This is a genomic window from Alloalcanivorax dieselolei B5, from assembly GCF_000300005.1.
In the GTDB taxonomy this organism is placed as follows: Bacteria; Pseudomonadota; Gammaproteobacteria; order Pseudomonadales; family Alcanivoracaceae; genus Alloalcanivorax; species Alloalcanivorax dieselolei.
Window position 1 is genome coordinate 4,066,767 of sequence record NC_018691.1, and the last position, 19,719, is coordinate 4,086,485.

16 protein-coding genes, 1 tRNA gene and 1 pseudogene are annotated in these 19,719 nt (G+C 63.5%); 9 read left to right on the forward strand and 9 right to left on the reverse strand.

The window, feature by feature from the left end; translation table 11 throughout:
* Nucleotides 1-19 precede the first annotated feature (19 nt).
* The 6 genes from B5T_RS18115 (at nt 20) to B5T_RS18140 (ending at nt 7,704) form a co-directional block, all read left to right on the forward strand.
* Nucleotides 20-1,474, forward strand: coding sequence for an NAD-dependent succinate-semialdehyde dehydrogenase (locus tag B5T_RS18115; RefSeq protein ID WP_014995991.1), 1,455 nt, complete (start codon nt 20-22; stop codon nt 1,472-1,474).
* Nucleotides 1,475-1,477: 3 nt separating this feature from the next.
* Entirely contained in the window at nt 1,478-2,686 is a 1,209-nt protein-coding gene (locus tag B5T_RS18120; protein ID WP_014995992.1) for an isocitrate/isopropylmalate dehydrogenase family protein, read from the forward strand.
* Nucleotides 2,687-2,740: 54 nt separating this feature from the next.
* Nucleotides 2,741-3,991, forward strand: coding sequence for an aspartate aminotransferase family protein (locus B5T_RS18125; protein WP_014995993.1), 1,251 nt, complete (start codon nt 2,741-2,743; stop codon nt 3,989-3,991).
* Nucleotides 3,988-4,959 carry a D-2-hydroxyacid dehydrogenase gene (locus B5T_RS18130; protein ID WP_014995994.1) on the forward strand — a complete coding sequence of 324 codons (972 nt, stop codon included), beginning with the start codon at nt 3,988-3,990 and terminating at the stop codon, nt 4,957-4,959. Before B5T_RS18125 ends, B5T_RS18130 begins: the two co-directional genes overlap by 4 nt.
* 62 nt (nt 4,960-5,021) lie before the next feature.
* The gene (locus B5T_RS18135) at nt 5,022-6,431 is read left to right on the forward strand and encodes an amidase (protein ID WP_014995995.1); all 1,410 of its coding nucleotides are present in this window, start codon (nt 5,022-5,024) and stop codon (nt 6,429-6,431) included.
* Nucleotides 6,432-6,507: 76 nt separating this feature from the next.
* Nucleotides 6,508-7,704, forward strand: a complete 1,197-nt coding sequence (locus tag B5T_RS18140; RefSeq protein ID WP_014995996.1) for a pyridoxal phosphate-dependent aminotransferase — start codon at nt 6,508-6,510, stop codon at nt 7,702-7,704.
* 232 nt (nt 7,705-7,936) lie between these two features.
* Here the strand turns inward: B5T_RS18140 and secF are convergent, their stop codons facing one another.
* From secF to B5T_RS18170, 6 genes are all read right to left on the reverse strand, one after another.
* A complete protein-coding gene (gene secF / locus B5T_RS18145) occupies nt 7,937-8,863 on the reverse strand; it encodes a protein translocase subunit SecF (protein WP_014995997.1) in 927 nt (308 codons plus the stop codon).
* A gap of 7 nt (nt 8,864-8,870) precedes the next feature.
* The gene (secD, locus tag B5T_RS18150) at nt 8,871-10,754 is read right to left on the reverse strand and encodes a protein translocase subunit SecD (RefSeq protein WP_014995998.1); all 1,884 of its coding nucleotides are present in this window, start codon (nt 10,752-10,754) and stop codon (nt 8,871-8,873) included.
* A 63-nt stretch (nt 10,755-10,817) separates the two neighbouring features.
* The gene (yajC, locus tag B5T_RS18155) at nt 10,818-11,141 is read right to left on the reverse strand and encodes a preprotein translocase subunit YajC (protein ID WP_014995999.1); all 324 of its coding nucleotides are present in this window, start codon (nt 11,139-11,141) and stop codon (nt 10,818-10,820) included.
* Nucleotides 11,142-11,163: 22 nt separating this feature from the next.
* On the reverse strand, nt 11,164-12,285 hold the full coding sequence (tgt, locus tag B5T_RS18160) for a tRNA guanosine(34) transglycosylase Tgt (protein WP_041717113.1): 1,122 nt from the start codon (nt 12,283-12,285) through the stop codon (nt 11,164-11,166).
* Nucleotides 12,286-12,364: 79 nt separating this feature from the next.
* Entirely contained in the window at nt 12,365-13,432 is a 1,068-nt protein-coding gene (queA, locus tag B5T_RS18165) for a tRNA preQ1(34) S-adenosylmethionine ribosyltransferase-isomerase QueA (RefSeq protein ID WP_014996001.1), read from the reverse strand.
* Nucleotides 13,433-13,460: 28 nt separating this feature from the next.
* Nucleotides 13,461-13,937, reverse strand: a complete 477-nt coding sequence (locus B5T_RS18170; RefSeq protein WP_014996002.1) for an RDD family protein — start codon at nt 13,935-13,937, stop codon at nt 13,461-13,463.
* 351 nt (nt 13,938-14,288) lie between these two features.
* Here B5T_RS18170 and B5T_RS23865 point away from each other — a divergent pair.
* A pseudogene (locus B5T_RS23865) lies at nt 14,289-15,278 on the forward strand (DUF3541 domain-containing protein); the annotation flags it as partial.
* Between the two features lie 132 nt (nt 15,279-15,410).
* On the opposite strand, the gene B5T_RS18185 reads toward B5T_RS23865, so the two are convergent.
* The 3 genes from B5T_RS18185 to lptF all read right to left on the reverse strand — a co-directional run bounded on the left by B5T_RS18185 (nt 15,411) and on the right by lptF (nt 17,794).
* Nucleotides 15,411-15,497 (reverse strand) — tRNA-Leu (locus tag B5T_RS18185).
* Nucleotides 15,498-15,587: 90 nt separating this feature from the next.
* Nucleotides 15,588-16,649, reverse strand: a complete 1,062-nt coding sequence (lptG, locus tag B5T_RS18190) for an LPS export ABC transporter permease LptG (RefSeq protein WP_014996003.1) — start codon at nt 16,647-16,649, stop codon at nt 15,588-15,590.
* Entirely contained in the window at nt 16,646-17,794 is a 1,149-nt protein-coding gene (gene lptF / locus B5T_RS18195) for an LPS export ABC transporter permease LptF (protein WP_229683003.1), read from the reverse strand. Before lptF ends, lptG begins: the two co-directional genes overlap by 4 nt.
* Nucleotides 17,795-17,812: 18 nt before the next feature.
* On the opposite strand from lptF, the gene B5T_RS18200 reads away from it, so the two are divergent.
* Both B5T_RS18200 and B5T_RS18205 read left to right on the forward strand, forming a co-directional pair.
* Complete coding sequence (locus B5T_RS18200) at nt 17,813-19,288, forward strand: leucyl aminopeptidase (protein ID WP_014996005.1); 1,476 nt, start codon at nt 17,813-17,815, stop codon at nt 19,286-19,288.
* Nucleotides 19,289-19,292: 4 nt separating this feature from the next.
* A complete protein-coding gene (locus B5T_RS18205; RefSeq protein WP_014996006.1) occupies nt 19,293-19,709 on the forward strand; it encodes a DNA polymerase III subunit chi in 417 nt (138 codons plus the stop codon).
* Nucleotides 19,710-19,719 lie beyond the last annotated feature (10 nt).

Sequence of the window (19,719 nt, forward strand, 5' to 3'; positions counted from 1 at the left end):
CTTTCAGGAGAGCCACGCCATGACCCAGCACAACATCAAGGACTCTGATCTGTTCCGCCAGCAGTGTTTCATCAACGGGCAGTGGTGTGATGCCGAGGGTGGCGCCACCCTGGACGTGGACAACCCCGCCACCGGTGAGATCATTGGCACCGTGCCGCGCATGGCGGAAGAGGGAACCCGGCAGGCCATCGCCGCCGCCGACAACGCCCTGCCCGCCTGGCGTGACAAAACCGCCGAGGAACGCGGCAAACTGCTCTACGCCTGGTATGAGTTGATGATGGCGCACCAGGACGACCTGGCCACCATCATGACCCTGGAGCAAGGCAAACCGTTCGCCGAATCCAAGGGCGAAATCGCCTACGCCGCCTCCTTCCTGAAATGGTTCGCCGAGGAAGCCCGGCGCGCCTATGGCAACACCATTCCCGGCGCCCGCCCCGGCCAGCGTATCGTGGTGATCAAGCAACCCATTGGGGTAACCGCCGCGATCACGCCCTGGAACTTCCCCTCTTCCATGATCACCCGCAAGGCCGGCGCCGCCCTGGCCGCCGGCTGCACCATGGTGGTCAAGCCGGCCAGCGCCACCCCCTATTCCGCGCTGGCGCTGGGTGAACTGGCTACCCGGGCCGGCATTCCCGCCGGTGTGATCAATGTGATCACCGGTTCCGCCGCCGCCATTTCCACCACCATCACCCAGTCCCCGGTGGTGCGCAAAGTCAGCTTCACCGGCTCCACCGAAGTAGGCAGCCAGTTGATGGCACAGTGCGCCGAACACATCCAGAAGGTGTCCCTGGAACTGGGCGGCAACGCGCCGTTCATCGTCTTCGACGACGCCGATCTGGACAAAGCGGTGGAGGGCGCCATCGCCAGCAAATTCCGCAACACCGGGCAAACCTGTGTGTGCGTGAACCGGTTCCTGGTACAGGATGGCGTGCACGATGCCTTCGTGGAAAAACTGGCGGCGGCGATCAATCAACTGAAAGTGGGCGATGGCTTCGAGGACGGCGTCACCCAGGCACCGTTGATCAACCAGGGAGCGGTGAAGAAGGTGATCGAACACATCGAGGACGCCAAATCCAAGGGCGCCAAAGTGGTGCTCGGCGGCGCCGCTCATGAACGCGGCGGCAACTTCGTGCAGCCGACGCTGATCACCGGCGCCACCCAGGACATGGAGTTCTGCCACGAGGAAACCTTCGGGCCGCTGGCCGCGGTGATCCGCTTCCAGGACGAGCAGGAAGCGATCCAACTGGCCAACGACACCCCGTTCGGTCTTGCTTCCTATTTCTACAGCGAAAACATCCACCGCGTGTGGCGCGTGGCGGAAGCGCTGGAAGCCGGCATGGTGGGTATCAACGAAGGCTTGATCTCCAACGCCGCCGCCCCGTTCGGTGGCGTCAAGGAATCCGGCCTGGGCCGTGAAGGCTCCCATTACGGCATGGAAGAGTATCTGGAAGCCAAATACCTCTGCATGGGCTGATAAATGACCATGGTTTCCATCGCGTTACTGCCCGGTGACGGTATCGGCGGCGAGGTGATGGCCGCCACCGTACCGGTCCTTGATACCCTGGTCCAGCGGCACCGGTTGCCGCTGGAGTACCAGGTTCTCCCCTGGCCCGCCACCGAGTGGCACCGGCAACACGGCAGCATGATGCCGGACGACGCCCTCGATCAGTTGCTCGGCTACGATGCCTTGCTCTTGGGGGCGCTGGGGGATCCCGGACCGCTGGATCAGCCAGACCGCTATCACCTGCCCGACAGCATTTCCCTGGCCCCCCTGCTGACGCTGCGAAAATCGCTCAATCTCTGGGCCTGCGAACGCCCCGCCCGCTACTACCCCGGCGTCCCCTGCTATCTGTCCGATCCGCGCGCCAGGGAACTGGACATGCTGGTGATCCGGGAAAACAGCGAAGGGGAATACGCCGGCCAGGGCGGCCGCCTGCGCGCCGGCACCGAAGACGAAGTCGCCACCCAACTGGAAGTGTTCACCTACGCCGCCACCGAGCGGCTGATCCGCCATGCTTTCGAACGGGCCCGGCAACGGGCGCGGGAGCGCCTCGACGAAAAACGCGTGCGCGCTTTCACCGGCCCCGGTGGCGAAACCCGGGAATCCCAGGTTTGCCTGATCACCAAACGCAATGCCCAGGCCTTCTGGGGTGATCTTTATGATCGCGTCTTCCAGCAGGTGGCAACGGAGTACGCGGATGTCGCTACCCACCACGAGCTGGTGGACGCGGCGGCGATGAAGTTCGTGCAATGCCCCTGGCGCTTCGATGTGGTGGTGGCCAGCAACCTGCACGGTGACATCCTTACCGATCTGGCCGCGGTCCTGGCCGGTGGTCTGGGGGTGGCGCCTTCCGCCAATATCAATCCCGCCGATGCCAGTGTGCCGGCGCTGTTTGAACCGACCCACGGTTCGGCGCCGGATATCGCCGGCCGCAATCTGGCCGACCCCCGCGCCACTTTGTTCAGCTTGGCGCTGTTGTTGCAATGGTTAGGAGAGCGGTTAGGAGAACGGCTAGGAGAACGGTCGGATGCCACTGACGGTATTAAGAGCTCGAACGAAAAAAATCGGCTTTTTTCTAGCGCGGGCCACCAATTGCATGAGACGCTGATAGCGGATCTCGCTGCCGGACATCCGGCCAGCGGCACCGACGCCGTGGGTCGGCGTATCGCCAACGCTTTACGGTAATCCGAGCAGCGCAACGCGGTATCAACCCGGGCTTCAGGCACGGAGGAGAGAGCGATGCATCATCTGTCTCCATTGCTGGTGCAATCCAGCGGCATCTGCGCGGAGCGCGGTGAAGGAAGCTGGTTGTTCGATGCCGAAGGGCATCGCTGGCTGGATTTCACTTCCGGCATCGGCGTTACCGCCACCGGCCATTGCCACCCCAAGGTGGTGGCCGCCGCCCAGGAACAGGTGGCCCGGCTGGTCCACGCCCAGTACACCACCGTCACCCATCCCAATATGCTGCGTCTCAGCGACCGGCTCAGCGAGCACCTGCCCGCCGGCCTCGACGCCGTGGCCTTCTCCAACTCCGGCAGTGAAGCGGTGGAGACCGCCATCCGGCTGGCGCGGCACGCCACCGGCCGCCCCAACCTGATCGCTTTTCAGGGTGGCTTTCACGGTCGCACCCTGGCGGCGGCCTCGCTCACCAGTTCCACCACCAAGGTACGTAGCGGGTGGGGTCCGATGATGGCCGGCGTGTTCTTCGCGCCATTCCCGCACACCTACCTGTACGGCTGGGATGAAGAAGCCACCAGCACCTTCTGCCTGCAACAGCTGGATCAGCTACTGATGACGCAAAGCCCCCCCGGGGACACCGCCGCCTTGATCATTGAACCGGTGCAAGGCGAGTTCGGTTACTACCCGGCACCGGCCTCGTTCCTGGCCGGTCTGCGCGAGCGCTGCGACCGCCATGGCATCCTGTTGATCGCCGATGAAATCCAGGCCGGTTACGGCCGTACCGGCCGCTTCTGGAGTCACGAGCATGCCCGGATCCAGCCGGATATGGTGGTCACCGCCAAGGGGCTGGCCAGTGGCTACCCGTTGTCCGCCGTGGCCGCCGCCAAGGGCCTGATGGCTCAGGGCCGCCCCGGTTCCCAGGGCGGCACCTACGGTGCCAACGCGGTGTCCTGCGCCGCGGCTCTCGCCACCCTGGACGTGATCGAGGAAGAGGACCTGGTCAACCAGGCCGCCGAGCACGGCTGCTATCTGCGTGAGCGCCTGGAGGCGTTGGTTCAAAAACACGACGATATCGACGAGGTACGCGGCAAGGGCCTGATGCTGGGCATTGAGATGGTTCGCGCCCCCGGCCAGCCCGACGGCGAACGCGCCCAGACACTGTTGTCCCGGTGCGAACAGGCGGGATTATTGCTGCTGCGCTGCGGCACCCATGGCCAGGTGGTGCGCTGGTTACCCCCATTGACGGCGAGCCGTCAGGAAATCGATCTGGCGGTGGACACCTTCGAGGACGCCCTGGAGAACAGTGCATGACCTTGCCCCGGGTTACCGTATTGCTGGCCGAGGACGAGCCTGATCTGCCCGGCCTGGAAAGCCTGGAAGGCCAGGCCCGGATCCATCAGCACCGTGGTATCGACGGCCTGGCGCCCCGGCTGGCGGAAACCGATGTGCTGGTGGTCACCGACTTTCGCGTCGACGCGCTGGAACGGGCCTGGCCTTCCCCCTGTCCGATTCGCTGGGTGCATGCCACCAGCGCCGGCGTCGACGCGCTGATGATTCCGCCCTTGCGGGATAGCGATATTCCGGTCACCAACGCCGCCGGCATCTTCGATCGCGGTATCGCCGAGTACGTGCTGGGCGCCCTGTTGCTGTTCGCCAAGGACACTCTGGGCAATCTGCGCTATCAACGGCAACGGCAGTGGCGACACCGGGAAACCCATATGCTGCGGGACCAAAGCGCGCTGGTGGTCGGCGCCGGTTCCATCGGCCGGGAAGTGGCGACGCTGCTTGGCGCCCTCGGCATGGACGTGATCGGCACCGCGCGTCGGGCGCGGCAGCACGACGCGGCCTTCGCCCGGGTCCATGCCCAGGAGGATCTGCCGGCTCTGCTCGGCGACGCCGACTATGTGATCATCACCGCGCCGCTGACCCGCCAGACCGAAGGACTCTTCAATACCGACACTTTCGCGCGGATGAAACCCGGCGCGGTATTGGTCAACGTGGGCCGCGGTGCCATTGTGGACACCCGCGCCCTGCTCGCCGCTCTGGATGACGGCCACCTCGGCGGCGCCGCCCTGGATGTGTTCGAGCAGGAGCCGCTGCCCGCCGATCACCCGCTCTGGGACTATCCCAATGTGATGATTTCCGCCCATATGGCGGGCGACGCCCAGGGCTGGCGCGCCGCCCTGGGCCACCAGTTCGTGGACAACTTTGAGCGCTGGCGCCGGGGGCAGCCCCTGCGCAATCCGGTGGATACTCAGCGAGGTTACGGTCAACGCTGACCTCTCTTCGTGCCGTTCCTCCACCCCCGTGCCGGCACCGCCAACAGCGGAGGAGGCTATCCATGAGCGAGGATATACGCGCCCTGAGCGCGCGGGCACTGCGGCAAGCCTACCAAAGCCGGGATTTGTCCCCGGTGGAGGTGACCGAAACCCTGCTCGATCAGATCGAGCAACAGGACCCGGCATTGAATGCCTGGTGCCTGATTGATCGCGAGACCACCCTGGCCTCGGCCCGGGAGGCCGAACAGCGCTATCTGCGCAATGACACCCTGGGATTGCTGGATGGTGTCCCGGTGGCGATCAAGGATGTCTTCCTCACCCCGATGTGGCCCACCCTGAAAGGCTCCCGTACGGTTGATCCCGTCAAGACCCTGGGCAAACGCGCGCCGGCGGTGGCCGCCCTGGAACGCCACGGCTATGTGCCGCTGGGCAAGACCACGACACCGGAGTTTGGCTGGAAAGGGGTTACCGACAGTCCCCTGTGCGGCGCCACCAACAACCCCTGGGACCCGGGCAAGACCGCCGGCGGCTCCAGCGGCGGGTCGGCGGCGGCGGTGGCCGCCGGTATGGCACCACTGGCCCTGGGCACCGACGCCGGCGGCTCCATCCGCATTCCCGCCGCCTTCTGCGGCATCGTCGGGCACAAACCCACCTTCGGCGAAGTGCCGCACTGGCCTGCCAGTCCGTTCGGCACGCTGGCCCACGCCGGGCCGATGACCCGCACGGTGGAGGACTGCGCGTTGATGATGCAGGTGTTGAGCGAAGCGGATCCGCGCGACGCCCAGGCCGCGCCGCGCCGTCCGCAGGATTACCTGGCCGCTCTGGACCAGGACCTCAAGGGACTGCGTATCGCCTACAGCCGCAACCTGGGCTACGTGGACGTGGCCGCCGACATCGAACGGGCCTGTGATGAGGCGGTGGCGGTATTACGGGAGCTGGGCGCCGAAGTGGTGGAGACCGATCCGGGCTTTCGCAGTCCGCTGGCCGCCTTCGGCCACCTGTTCTACGGCGGCGCGGCCAACGCCTGCCGGGAGCTTGGCGCGCGTCAGCGTTCACTGATGGATCCGGCCCTGATGGAAGTGGTCAACAAAGCGGAGCGGCTGTCGATGCTGGACTACCTGGGCGCGGTGAACGAACGGCTGGCGCTGTCGGAGCGCATGGCGCTGTTCCACGAAAAGTACGATCTGCTGGTAACGCCCACGTTGCCGATCACCGCTTTCGACACCGCCCGGGAAGTACCGGTGGACTGGCCCAGCACCCGCTGGCCCACCTGGACGCCCTTCACCTATCCGTTCAACCTCACCGGCCAACCGGCGCTGTCACTGCCGCTGGGCCTGGACAGCGCCGGACTGCCGATGGGGTTGCAGATCGTCGGCCGCCGTTTCGATGACGCCCTGGTGCTGCGCGCCGGGCATCAGTTCGAACAGCAACGGCCCTGGCGACGGTTTCCGCCGCTGGCCGGGGTCGACTGACCGGAAGCATCGTCAACGGGCAGGCACTATCAACGGGAGACGCCATCAACAGGTGACACCGTCAACAGGAGGCACCGTGAGCGAACTGGACATCGACTTCTACGAATCCGAGGACCCGATCTGGAATCCGGCGCTGCACACCATGCCGGTGCCGGGAATCCGCCGCATGGTGAACCTGGCCGCCACCATGGATGACGTCATTCATCTGTCCATTGGCCAACCGGATTTCAAACCACCGGACCATGTGGTGCAGGCGGCGGTGGAAGCGCTGCAGGCGGGCCAGACCGGTTACACCATGGACGCCGGGCTGCCGGAACTGCTGGAAGCCCTGGCGGACTACTATCGGAACCGTTATCAGCGGCCGCTGGTGCCGGAAAACATCATGGTCACCACCGGTGCCACCGAGGCCATCTACCTGGCGCTTACCGCGACTTCCGCACCGGGCCGGGAATTCATCGTGCCGGAACCGGCCTTCATGCTTTACGCGCCCTTGATCCGCATGAATGGCGGCGTCGTCAAAGCCATTCCCACCCATGCCGAACAACACCACCAGTTGGACCCGGAAGCGGTCATCGACGCCATCGACAACAACACCTGCGCCATCGTGCTCAACTCCCCGAGCAATCCCACCGGTACGCTTTATCCCCGGGAAACCGTGGAGGCCATCGTCCAGGAAGCAGCCTACCGTGGCGTCTATGTCATCAGCGACGAAGTCTACGATCACTTGGTCTACGACGGGCGCGAATACCCCAGCGTGCTGTCGTGCTGCGCCGACCTCGACCATGTCATGGTGGTATCCAGCTTTTCCAAGACGTTCAGCATGGCGGGCATGCGCATTGGCTGGTTGATGGCCAGTCAGGGCGCGATCAAGAAGCTGCGCCGCTATCACATGTTCACCACCACCGTGGCCAATACGCCCTGCCAGTGGGCGGGGGTAGCGGCCTTGAGCGGGGATCGCGGTTTCGTCGATAACATGCTCGCCGAATATCAGCGACGGCGGGATCGCCTGGTGGAACTGGTGGAGCGAACCCCACACCTCACCGGCTACCGGCCCGAGGGCGCCTTTTATCTGTTTCCGTCGCTGCCGGAAGGCGTCAATGGCGGCAATGTTGCGCTAAAGCTGCTGCGCGAGACCGGCGTCTGCACCGTGGCGGGGGATACGTTCGGCGAGTCCTGTTCCAATGCCATACGGATCAGCTACTCCACCTCGCTGGAGCAGATCGAGGCGGCGTTCGAGCGCATTATTCCGTGGATGGCCAAACAGGACTTCTAGGGCCGCTGACACGCAACACGCTGGCAGGCTAACACGCTTTGAAAACACGCGGTCATGCCGGGCTTGATCCGGCAATGGCGGGGTTGCTCTGAATTCATGTCTCCAAGGCCCGCAAGCGGGCCTTGGGTTTGGCGTGCCGGCGTGTTGCGTGGAAGCGTGCCAGCGAATTGTGAGGCACCACTGGTCCACGGACCGCGATATATGGTACGGGTTTGCGGATTCCACCCCGTCGTCAGGGCATGTCATCCACTTCCTTCTTCTCCGGAATGATGAAGTCCTGCTTGTCCACTTTCATCAGGAACAGCATGTTGGTGACCACGTAAATGGACGAGTAGGTGCCCACCGCGATCCCCACCAGCAGCGCTTCGGAGAAAGCGCGCATCACTTCACCGCCAAAGAAGAACAGGGCAACCAACACCAGCAGCGTCGTGAAGGAGGTGTTGATGGTCCGGCTCAGGGTCTCATTGAGAGAGCCGTTGATGATCTTTTCCGGATCGGTTTCACGGGTGTCGCGAAAGTTCTCCCGGATCCGGTCCGCCACCACGATGGAGTCGTTCAGCGAGTAACCGATCAACGCCAACACCGCCGCCAGCACCGTCAGATCGAAGGTCCAGCGCATTAGCGAGAACAGGCCGAGCACGATGATCACGTCATGCAGCAAGGCCACCACGGTGGCGACACCGAACTTGTTGGTGAAGCGGAACCAGACGTAAACCAGCATCAAGCCCAGTGCCATCAGCAGCGCGAGACCGGACTCGTCGCGCAGCTCGTCACCCACTTGCGGACCGACGAACTCCACCTGCTGAACCGTCAGCCCGGGCAGCTTGCTTTCCACCACCTCGGTAAGCCGGGGCCCTACCTGATCCGCGGGCATATCGTTCAGGGTGGGCACCCGGATGCTGATATCCCGGGGCGACCCGTAACGTACCACGGTGGCCTCTTCGAACGGCGTGCCTTCCAGCGCGGAACGCACATCGTCGATGATCACTTCGTTTTCGCCCTTGGCCACCACCGCGGTGCCGCCGGTGAAATCCATCCCCAGATTCAAACCCTGGGTCGCCAGCAGTCCGATGGAGCCGAGCACCAGAATGATCGACAACGCCGCGAACAACCGCCGTATACCCAGGAAGTTGATGGAGAAAGGAGCCTTGTTACTCATAAGCACCTCAAATACTCAGTTTGGCCGGCGGACGGGCACCGCGGCCGTAGACCATTTCCACCATGGCGCGAGTGCCCACGATGGCGGTAAACATGGAGGAGAGGATGCCGATAAACAGCGTCACCGCGAACCCCTGCACCGAGCCGGTGCCGGCGGAGAACAGGATCACCGCGACGATCATGGTGGTGATGTTGGCATCAAGAATGGTGCTGAACGCCTTGGCGTACCCTTCATCAATGGCTTGCCGTGGCCGCACGCCTTTTTTCAGTTCTTCCCGGATACGTTCATAGATCAGCACGTTGGCGTCCACCGCCATGCCCACCGTCAAGACGATACCGGCGATGCCCGGCAGGGTCAGAGTGGCGCCGGGAATCAGCGACATGATGCCGACGATGATCAGCAGGTTACCGACCAGCGCCACATTGGCGAAGATACCGAACACCTTGTACCAGACCAGCATGAACACCAGCACCAGGACCATGCCCAGCGCCATGGATTTGAGTCCGGACTCGATGTTTTCCGCCCCCAGGCTGGGGCCGATGGTGCGCTCCTCGATGATGGTCACCGGCGCCGCCAGGGAACCGGCGCGCAACAGCAGAGCCAGCTCGGACGCTTCCGCCGGGCTGTCCAGACCGGTAATCCGGAAGCGGCTGCCCAGGGTATCCTGGATAGTGGCCACGTTGATCACGTAACGGTCGGTGGTGCTTACCGGCACCTGCTCGGTTTCACCGTTTTCATTGGTGCGCGAGCTCATCTCGGTCTTGGTTTCGATGAACAGCACCGCCATCGGATTGCCGACGTTCTGTGACGTCACCCGCTGCATCCGGCGGGCGCCGGCGGAGTCCAGGGACACGTTCACCTGCGGGGTACCGTTTTGCGGATCGAAGCCCATCTGCGCGTTGGTCACTTCGTCGCCGGTGGCGATCTTGGAGCGCTCCAGAATCACCGGGCGATCCCCCTGACTGCGGAAGGGGAAAATCTCGGTGCCCGGCGGCGCCACGCCGGTGGCGGCACGGCTGGCCGGGTAGTCCTGATTGACCAGCCGGAACTCCAGGGTGGCGGTACGGCCGAGAATTCGGCGGGCCTGGGCCGCGTCCTGCACCCCGGGCAGCTGCACCACGATGCGATCCGCCCCCTGCCGTTGCACCACCGGCTCGGCCACACCCAACTCGTTTACCCGGTTATTCAGCGCGGTGCGGTTCTGATCCACCGCGTAATCCTGCATTTCCTTGAGGGCGGTCGGGTTCAGGTTGAACACCAGCACCCGCTGCTCGGGATCGGAATCCAGCGAGAATTCCGGCAGCGCGTTACGCAGCAGGGTACGGGCGGAATCGGCGTCTTCGGAGTTGGCGAACTGCACACGCAACTGCTGGCCGTCTTGCTGCACATCGCGGTAACGAATGCCTTCGTTTTTCAGCGCCAGTTTGATCTGGCCGGCCCAGGCTTCCATGCGCTGGTTCACCACTGCTTCCATGTCCACCTGCAGCAGGAAATGCACGCCGCCGCGCAAATCCAGGCCCAGATTCATCGGCGAAGCGCCGATGGCACGCAGCCATCCCGGAGTGGTCGGCGCCAGGTTCAGGGCCACCACATAGTCATCGCCGAGGGAACCGGCCAGAAGCTCGCGGGCGCGAAGCTGGCTGTCGTTGTCAGTGAAGCGCACCAGCCAGGAGCCGCCATCGATCTGTTCACCGGGCCCATGTTCCAGACCCGCCTGATCCAATTGCCGCAACACGCGCTGGCTGGCACTGTCGGACACGGTTCCACCGGGCTTGGCGCTGCTGATCTGCACGGCCGGGGCGTCGGGGAACAGGTTGGGAAGAGCGTAAAGGCCGCAAACAAACAGCACGGCCATGAGCAGGAAGAATTTCCAGCGCGGGTAGCGGGTCATAATCGTCTTCCGGTATTGCCGGGAGGTGGCGGCCCGGTGCGACCGGGCCGGACACACCTCTTTTTATATGGATTTGATGGTGCCCTTCGGCAGCGTGGCCTGGACACTCTGTTTCTGCAGCTTGATTTCCAGATTGTCGCTGATTTCCACCACGACGAATTCGTCGGTGACTTTGGTTACCCGGCCGAGAATACCGCCGGCGGTCACCACCTCGTCACCTTTGTTCAGGTTCTGCACCAGATTGCGGTGTTCCTTGGCGCGCTTCTGCTGCGGACGGATCAGGAAGAAATAGAACACCGCGATCATCACCACCAGCATGATCAGTTCGATGCCACCGCCCGGACCTCCGGCGGCTTGCGCGTAAGCGGGCGAAATCAACCAGTTCATCTCAATTCTCCACGTTTTCGTGTTAAAGAGCGGGCACATCGCGGCCCATGGCCGCGTAGAAGTCACCGACAAAGGCGCTCAATGTACCCGCTTCAATGGCCCCCCGCAATCCAGCCATAAGCCGTTGGTAATAGCGTAGATTGTGGATGGTGTTCAGCTGCGCGCCGAGCATTTCACCACAGCGATCCAGGTGATGCAGATAGCTGCGGGAAAATTGGCGGCAGGTGTAGCAATCGCAGCCCTCCTCCAACGGCGACAAGTCGTCGCGGTGGCGGGCGTTACGAATCTTGATCACCCCTTCACGGGTAAACAGATGGCCGTTGCGCGCGTTGCGGGTGGGCATCACGCAGTCGAACATATCAACCCCGCGACGCACCCCTTCGACAATGTCCTCCGGCCGCCCCACCCCCATCAGATAACGGGGCCGATCGGCGGGCATATGCGGCGTGATCCCGGCCAGGGTACGCCGCATCTCTTCCTGCGGCTCACCGACGCTGAGACCGCCAATGGCATAGCCGTCAAAGCCGATATCCGTCAGGCCGGCCAGGGATTCACGGCGCAGGTTATCGTACATGCCCCCCTGTACGATCCCGAAACAGGCCGCATCGTTCCCTTCATGGGCCACATGGGCCGCTTTCGAACGGCGCGCCCAGCGCAGGGACAGCCGCATGGACTCGGCAGCCTGCGTCTCGGTGGCGGGGTATGGGGTGCATTCGTCGAAGATCATACAGATGTCGCTGCCCAGAGAGCGCTGTACCTGCATGGCCCTTTCCGGCGTCAGTTCCACCCGGTCACCGTTGATCGGGTTCTTGAACACCACGCCCTGCTCGGAAATCTTGCGCAGTTCACCCAGGCTGAACACCTGGAAACCCCCGGAATCGGTGAGGATCGGCTTGTCCCATTGCATGAAGCCGTGCAGCGAGCCATGACGCTCGATGATCTCTGTGCCGGGGCGCAACATCAGGTGAAAGGTGTTGCCCAGACAGATCTGCGCGCCGCTGTCGGCCAGGTCCCGGGGTAACATGGCCTTGACCGTACCGTAGGTGCCCACCGGCATGAACGCCGGCGTCTCCACCTCACCACGGGGAAAGGTCAAGCGGCCCCGGCGCGCGGAGCCATCGGTGGTCAGCAGATCAAAGCTCATTCGGGACATGAAAAAACACTCGCTGGCACGCGACACGCTTCACGCTCGCACGCTAAAAAAAGGGGGAAACGCGACAACATCAGACATCGCCTCCGTCTTGAGCGTGTTGCGTGTTGCGTGCTGCGTGTTGCGTTCCTTCAATAAACATGGCATCGCCGTAACTGAAGAAGCGGTAGCCTTCACGGACCGCTTCCTGGTAAGCCGCCAGCACCCGATCCTGGCCGGCAAAAGCGCTGATCAGCATCAACAGGGTGGAACGGGGCAGGTGGAAGTTGGTGACCAGGGCGTCCACCTGACGAAAACGGTAGCCGGGATAGATGAAGATATCGGTTTCCGCTTCCCCCGAACTCAGAGCGCCGCCGGCACTGGCCGCTTCCAGGGCCCGCAACGCCGTGGTGCCCACCGCCACCACCCGGCCACCACGGGCCCGCGCCGCCAGCACCTGCTCCACCAGCGCCTCGCTGATCCGGAAACGCTCGCTGTGCATATGGTGCTCTTCCACCTTGTCCACGCGTACCGGCTGGAACGTGCCCGCGCCCACGTGCAGAGTGACGAAGCCTGTTTCCACACCCTGTTCCCGCAGCTGCTCGATGAAGGCCTCATCGAAATGCAAACCGGCGGTGGGCGCCGCCACCGCGCCCGGCTCCCGGGCGTACACGGTCTGATAACGCTGCAGGTCAGTGTCTTCGTCCGGACGGTCGATGTAAGGCGGCAACGGCACATGGCCAACACGCTCCAACGCATCCAGCACCTGCTCACAACCGGTGAACATCAGGTGGAACAACTCACCGCGCCGGCCGCGAACCTCCGCTGCCACACCCTGATCGAACTCCAGCCAGCCGCCGGCCTTGGGCGACTTGGAAGCCCGCACATGGGCCAAGGCCTCGCGACCACCAAGCAGCCGTTCGATCAGCACTTCCACCCGTCCACCGGTCTGCTTGCGGCCAAACAGACGAGCCGGAATCACCCGGGTGTCGTTGAACACCAGCAGATCGCCGGGCCTCAGCCAGGCGGACAGATCCGGAAACCGGCCATGCCCCATCCCCGCCCCGGTCAGCGTCAGCAAGCGCGCATCGCGCCGCTGCGCTGGCGGATAGCGGGCGATCAGCTCGTCCGGTAAGTCAAAATCAAAGTCGTCGACTTGCACGTCTCACCCGTGTTCAGCTCACATGTGTTCAGGAGCGCCCTTTGCCGTTTTTCGGCGTTTCCACCGTGGCGGTGAGGGACAATCGGTCATGCAGAGTTTGGTGAGGGTGCACCAACACCACCAGATAACCAGCCCCCAGCATCAGCCAGGACACCCCGGCGGCGGCGAACCGGGCCAGGGTCTGCCAGAACCGCACCGGCCCGCCACGATAGTCACGTATTTGCAGCCGCCAGGCGCGCATTCCCAGAGTCTGACCGCCGTGCAGCCAGAACCAGGCATAGAAGGCCCAGGTTTCCACCAGCAGCAAAGGGAACAGCACGCCCTTCAGCACCATCGGATCGGCGCGGGTAACACCGTTGATCTCCTGGGTCGGCAGCCCGGTGTGGTTATACACGATGACGAAAATCCCGGCGGTTATGAACCATAACGCCACCACCAGAAAGCCATCATAGACCAGCGCCATCAGCCGTTTGATCAGGCCCGCGGGTCTGGCATTTTCGATCATCGCTGCTCCATTATGGGTTACCCTGGCCATCATGGACGGTGGTCACAAATAAATCGTCCGGAACGATTTTTGACGTCGCCCCGGGGCGGCGGCCCGCAGGGTGACCATCATGGATGATGGTCACAAAAAAGCCCGCTCGGCGCGGGCCTTTCAAATCCTCGGCGGCGCGATCGGCTCGGCGACCGGCCCAAACGGCCGCCATTCTAGCAAACCCGGGATCGCCTGTCCCACCAGAACAGGCGCGCGGGCCGGCGTCACAGCCCGTTATCATGGTAGTTGCGGCGCAGCCCCGAGCGGCGGTACAAGGGTACTATAACCCCGGTCACCGGGGTGCCACCCGGAGGGAGTCCCATGTCCGGCTTCCGCCTGCACGCCCTGCTCATTCTTGTTGCCCTGTCAGCGCCTCTGATCGGCCCGGCGGCAATCGCCACCGCTTCGGAGCGCCCCTCCACGCCGTCTCTCGGCGAACAGATCCGGGACCGCTATGAGACCCTGCTGCCCGCCCTGCCAGCGGACAAGCAGCGGCACTACGCGCTGCGTCTGTACCGGTTGACCGGTGACGACGCTTATCTGGCGCCAATTCGCGATGAGGTGCTGGGTATGCTACCGCGCTGGCAAAAGGCCATGCGGGGCCTCGACGACACCGCCCAACGGCAAGCCCTGGCCAGCCAAATAGTGGACGATTACCGCGACGACACCCCGAAATACCAACGCCGCAAGGCCTTGCTGCGCCGCAGCGGAGAACTCCCCTTCGCCAAGCAGTTGCTGTACCGCGTCAATCAGCTCGAGGAGTTGCACCTTGCCGGCGAACCACCGTTCCAGGACACCGGCCGCGCCCTGGCCTATCTCAGGGCATTCGACTTCCAGTCCTTCGTACTCGATCCGGAGGTCATCAAGGTGTACTCGGCGCAGACCGCGAACCTGGTCTACTACCTTTATCGGCTCGGGTTACAGGATTTACGGGAGCCCTACCAACAGGCGTTCCGGCGCGTCTATCCGCCCGACATGCCACATCAAGGATTGGACCTGCAGGAGAAGATCTACGGTATGACCCATCTGGTGATCGCCGCCAGCGGCTATTACCAGCATGCCGTGGCGCGTGAGGACTTTGACTGGATTTTCGATTATTTCGAGCGCCGGGCGGGCCACGTTATCCAAGGCACCAAGCCGGATGTGTATACCGAGATGGCGCTGTGTTTCCTGCTCGCGCAAGAGCCGGGCAATCCGGTCATCGGCATGGTCAAAGCGGCGCTGGAGCGAGAGTTTGACGACAAAGCGGACATGATTCCGGCCACCGACGGCAGCACCGACCCGGCCCGCGGCGAGCACCGCAACACTCTGGTGGTGATGCTCTATTACTGGCCGGAGAGGCTGCACACGGGCCCGGACCTGTCTTCCGGGAATACGCGGAAACCGGAAACGAAAACGCCGGGCTCGGCCCGGCGCTTCCCCGACGCTATCACGCCGTCAATTTGGTACCAGAGGCCGGACTTGAACCGGCACGCCCGCGAAGGCAACGGATTTTGAATCCGTCGTGTCTACCAATTCCACCACTCTGGCAAGGGATGGCGACAGCCTGTACAGGCCATCGGCCGGCGAGTATACCAATCTCGCCGGACAATGCCAGCCATTATGCCGTGGAAATCATGGCTATCGCACCCGCAACAATAACCAGACCCCCAGCATCAGACAGAGCACCGGCGGCAGGCCGGCGGCGAGCAGCGGCTCGGTGCGGAACACCAGGGAAAGGTGGCCAAAAAACTGCTGTCCGTAGTGGAATATCAGGCCGGCCACCACCCCGGCCGCCACCCGCAGCCCCATGGTCACTTCCCGCAACGGGCCGAAGACAAAGGAGATGGCGATCAGCACCATGCCGATGGTGGCGGCGGGCATCAGCAGCTTCTGCCAGAACGACAGCATATAGTCGGCGGTTTCCAGCCCCTGTCGTTTCAGGTAGGAGGCGTACTCTATCAGCTTGGCCATCCCCAGCCGCGCCGGGTCCAGCACCACGATACTCAGCAATTGCGGTTTGAGGCTGGTCTCCCAGATGCCGTGTTCCTCACGATAAGTCTCAGTGCGCTCGCCCTGAAAACGGGTGCCCTGCACCCCTTCCAAAGCCCAGGAATCCCCCTGGTAGATGGCCCGCGCCACGTACAGGCTTTCCGCCAGCTTGTGCTCTTCGTCGAAGCGGTAACGGGTCAGGCCGTACAGCACGCCGTTGGGTTGCACCGCGTTAATGTGGATGAACTCATCCCCTTCCCGATGCCAATAGCCGTATTTGCTGCGGATGGTTTCACCTCCGCCTTCCTGCAACGAGCGATTGCTCTGCGCCACCTGCTCGGAGTACGGGGCCAGGTACTCCCCCACCGGCACGGATAGCAGCATCAGGAAGATCACCGGCCGCAGCACCATCCAGGCGATCCGCAAAGTGGATATGCCCGCGGCACGGATCACCGCCAGCTCGCCGTTATTGGCCATCAGCCCCAGACCGATCAGGGTCCCCAGCAGGATCGCCAGCGGCAGGTACTCATTGAAACGGCGCGGCACCGTGGTGACCACGAACTGCAGCGCCTGCAACGCCTGATAGCCGCCACGCAGAAATTCCAACTCGTAGACGAAACTGAACAGACAGTCCAGGGCAATGATAATGGCGACGATGGCCAGGGACGGAATCAGCACCGCCCGCCAGAAATAGCCTCTCAGCAGTTTCATGTGTTCCTCCTGCGGCGCCACAACCGGTCACCGTAATAGAGGAAGAACACCGCCACCGCGGCCAGCGCGTGAATCCAGATCATCGAGTAATACCAGGGCCGCTCACCGCCGGTATCCGCCATCCAGCTTCGCATGGTCAGCAGCAAACCGACGTACAGCATGTACCCGAGCACCGCCGGAATCATCCGCAGGAAACGCCCCTGGCGAGGGTTGACCTTGGCCAGCGGGATCGCCGCCAGGCACATGATCGGAACCGTCAATACCAGTGACCAGCGCCATTGCAACTCCGCCACCGCTTGATTATTGCCCGGGCTCTGCAGCAATTCGCTGGTGGTGCGCCCTCTTACCTTGGGCGGTCGGCTCGAGGTGTTTTCACTGCCGATACGGACCCGGGCCTTCTCGAACGCGACTTCCTGATAATCCGCTTCACCGGGCTTGCCCTGGTACTGGTAGCCGTCACGCAATTCCAGGTAATTGATGCCGTTCTCGTCCTGCACCAACCGTCCGGTATGGGCCCACACGGTGAGTACGCGCCCGGCCTGGGAATCATCAAACCGGGCATCGGCGACGAACACATTCTCCAGATAGCCGTCCTCGCGATTGAGACTCTCCGCGTAGGTGGCCCGCTGGCTGCCATCCGAGCCGCGCACCAGGAACCGCCCCGGTGTCAGCAACTCCAGCACCGAGCGGCCTTTTTGTGCCTCGAAGATACGGTTTACTTCGGCATCGCCCCGGGGCGTGACGTACAATGAGAACAGCGCCACCACGCTGACCGCCACCAATACCGGCACTACCAGCGAACGGATGACCCGGCCGTGCCCCTGGCCTCCGGCCTGCAATACCACCATCTCGTTGTCCATGTGCATACGCCCCAGCACTAGCAACAGAGAGATGTACAAGCTCAACGGCAGAATCATTTGCAGGAATTCCGGCAGCCGGAACGCCATTACCAGAAACAGAGCGTCCGCCGCGATCTGACCGGCGGCGGCCTCTGCCAAATACTTGATAAAGCGACCACTGACCAGCACCATCACCAAAATGAAGGTCACCAGCACCGTGGTTACGAATACCTGACGATTTATATAGCGGTGTAGTATCAACGTTGGTCCCGCCCGCACCTGTTCCATCTTTGCAGTGTGCGGCATTGTAACTCAGGAGAGAGCATGGAGTACGCAATTAGCCACTCGGCCCTGCCGAAACTGAAAGCAGATTGTCTGGTTCTGCCACTCGGTAGCGCTTCCACCCTGCCGGAGGCCCTGCCCGATGAGACCCGCGCATCGGTGCAGGCGTTCATCAAAACCGGGGATTTTTCCGGCAAACAGGGTCAGGTCAGCTGGTTGCACAATCCGCCGGGCGTTGCCGCCCGCCGTTTGCTGCTGGTGGGCTGCGGCGACAAGACGGAACTCGACGGCCAGGCCTGGCAGCGTCTGGTCACCGGCACCACCAGGCAATTGCTCGCCTCTCCGGCGAAACAAGCGGTGTTGATGCTGGACACCGTCAGCGTCTCCCGTGAGCTGGACTGGCAAGTGCGGGAAGGCGCCCGGGTAGCGGAAGAAGCCAGCTACCGGTTCGACGACTACCGCAGCAAACCGGCCAAGGCTGCCGCCCTGCGCAAGCTGACATTCTGGCACGCGCAACGCGATGCTGCCCTGCGCCAGGCCCTCAAGCAAGGCCGAGCCGTGGCCGCCGGCACCGCTCTGGCGCGCGATCTGGGCAATATGCCCCCCAACGACTGCTATCCGGAGTATCTGGCCGAGCGCGCCAAGGCCCTGGGCAAGGAATACGACAAGCTGACGGTGAAGATCGTCACTCAGGCCCAGGCGGAAAAGATGGGCATGGGAGCTTTCCACGCGGTGGCCAAGGGCAGCACCCGGGAAGGATGCCTCATCGTGATGGAGTACAAGGGCGCCGCCGGCAAGCCGGTGTCCCTGGTCGGCAAGGGGATCACCTTCGATACCGGCGGCATCTCCCTGAAACCGGGCGCCAACATGGACGAAATGAAATTCGACATGGGCGGCGCGGCAAGCGTTTTCGGCACGGTCAAAACGGTCTGTGAGCTGGGCCTGCCGATCCATCTCGTGGCCGTGGTGGCCGCGGCGGAAAACATGCCCGACGGCGGTGCCACCCGCCCCGGCGATATTGTCAAAACGCTGTCCGGGCAAACCGTGGAAATCCTCAACACCGACGCCGAAGGCCGCTTGGTGCTGTGCGACGCCCTCACCTATGTGCAGCAGAAGTACAAGCCGCATACGGTCATCGACATCGCCACGCTCACCGGCGCCTGCGTGGTCGCTCTGGGCAGTCACGCCCAGGCGGTGTACGCCAACGACGATGTGCTGCGCGAATCACTGCTGGAAGCGGGCCAGGATACCGGCGACCGGGGCTGGCCGATGCCGCTGTGGGAGGATTACCAAAGCCAGTTGGACAGCCCCTTCGCCGACATGCAGAACATCGGCGGCCCGAAGGGCGGCTCGATCACCGCGGCCTGTTTCCTGCATCGCTTTGCCCGGGACGTGAAATGGGCGCATCTGGACATCGCCGGTACCGCCTGGATCAGCGGCGGCAAGGACAAGGGCGCCACCGGCCGTCCGGTACCGATGCTGACCCGCTATCTGATCAATCTGGCCGGCAAGGGCTGAGACATTGACCGAGGTTTTGTTTTACATCACCGAGCAAGCCGGAACGGGGGTGCGTGACGCCCTCGCCTGGCGCATCGCGGAAAAGGCCTGGCGCCAGGGGCGCCAGATCTACGTCCACTGCCAGGACGAGACCCATGCTGGGGAGCTGGATCAACAATTCTGGGCGCAGCCGGCTTCGGGCTTCCTGCCCCATGCCCTGCTCGGGGAGAGCCCGGCACCGGTGGTGCTGGGCTTTGGCGACGACCCGGGCGGCCACCACGATGTGCTGATCAACCTGGCGGCGGCGGTACCGGACTTCGTCACCCGCTTCGAACGGGCCGCCGAGATGATCACCGGCGACCCGCAGCAGCGCGAGGGCGGCCGTGAGCGGTTCCGTTTCTACCGGGAAAGGGGCTTTCCACTGAAAACCCACAACCTCTGACGGCAGGCCC

Coding starts and splice junctions, on each gene's coding strand:
- B5T_RS18115 (WP_014995991.1), top strand. CDS start 20: ATGACCCAGCACAACATCAAGGACTCTGATCTGTTCCGCCAGCAGTGT.
- B5T_RS18120 (WP_014995992.1), top strand. CDS start 1,478: ATGACCATGGTTTCCATCGCGTTACTGCCCGGTGACGGTATCGGCGGC.
- B5T_RS18125 (WP_014995993.1), top strand. CDS start 2,741: ATGCATCATCTGTCTCCATTGCTGGTGCAATCCAGCGGCATCTGCGCG.
- B5T_RS18130 (WP_014995994.1), top strand. CDS start 3,988: ATGACCTTGCCCCGGGTTACCGTATTGCTGGCCGAGGACGAGCCTGAT.
- B5T_RS18135 (WP_014995995.1), top strand. CDS start 5,022: ATGAGCGAGGATATACGCGCCCTGAGCGCGCGGGCACTGCGGCAAGCC.
- secF (WP_014995997.1), bottom strand. CDS start 8,863: ATGAGTAACAAGGCTCCTTTCTCCATCAACTTCCTGGGTATACGGCGG.
- secD (WP_014995998.1), bottom strand. CDS start 10,754: ATGACCCGCTACCCGCGCTGGAAATTCTTCCTGCTCATGGCCGTGCTG.
- yajC (WP_014995999.1), bottom strand. CDS start 11,141: ATGAACTGGTTGATTTCGCCCGCTTACGCGCAAGCCGCCGGAGGTCCG.
- tgt (WP_041717113.1), bottom strand. CDS start 12,285: ATGAGCTTTGATCTGCTGACCACCGATGGCTCCGCGCGCCGGGGCCGC.
- B5T_RS18170 (WP_014996002.1), bottom strand. CDS start 13,937: ATGATCGAAAATGCCAGACCCGCGGGCCTGATCAAACGGCTGATGGCG.
- lptG (WP_014996003.1), bottom strand. CDS start 16,649: ATGAAACTGCTGAGAGGCTATTTCTGGCGGGCGGTGCTGATTCCGTCC.
- lptF (WP_229683003.1), bottom strand. CDS start 17,794: ATGCCGCACACTGCAAAGATGGAACAGGTGCGGGCGGGACCAACGTTG.
- B5T_RS18200 (WP_014996005.1), top strand. CDS start 17,813: ATGGAGTACGCAATTAGCCACTCGGCCCTGCCGAAACTGAAAGCAGAT.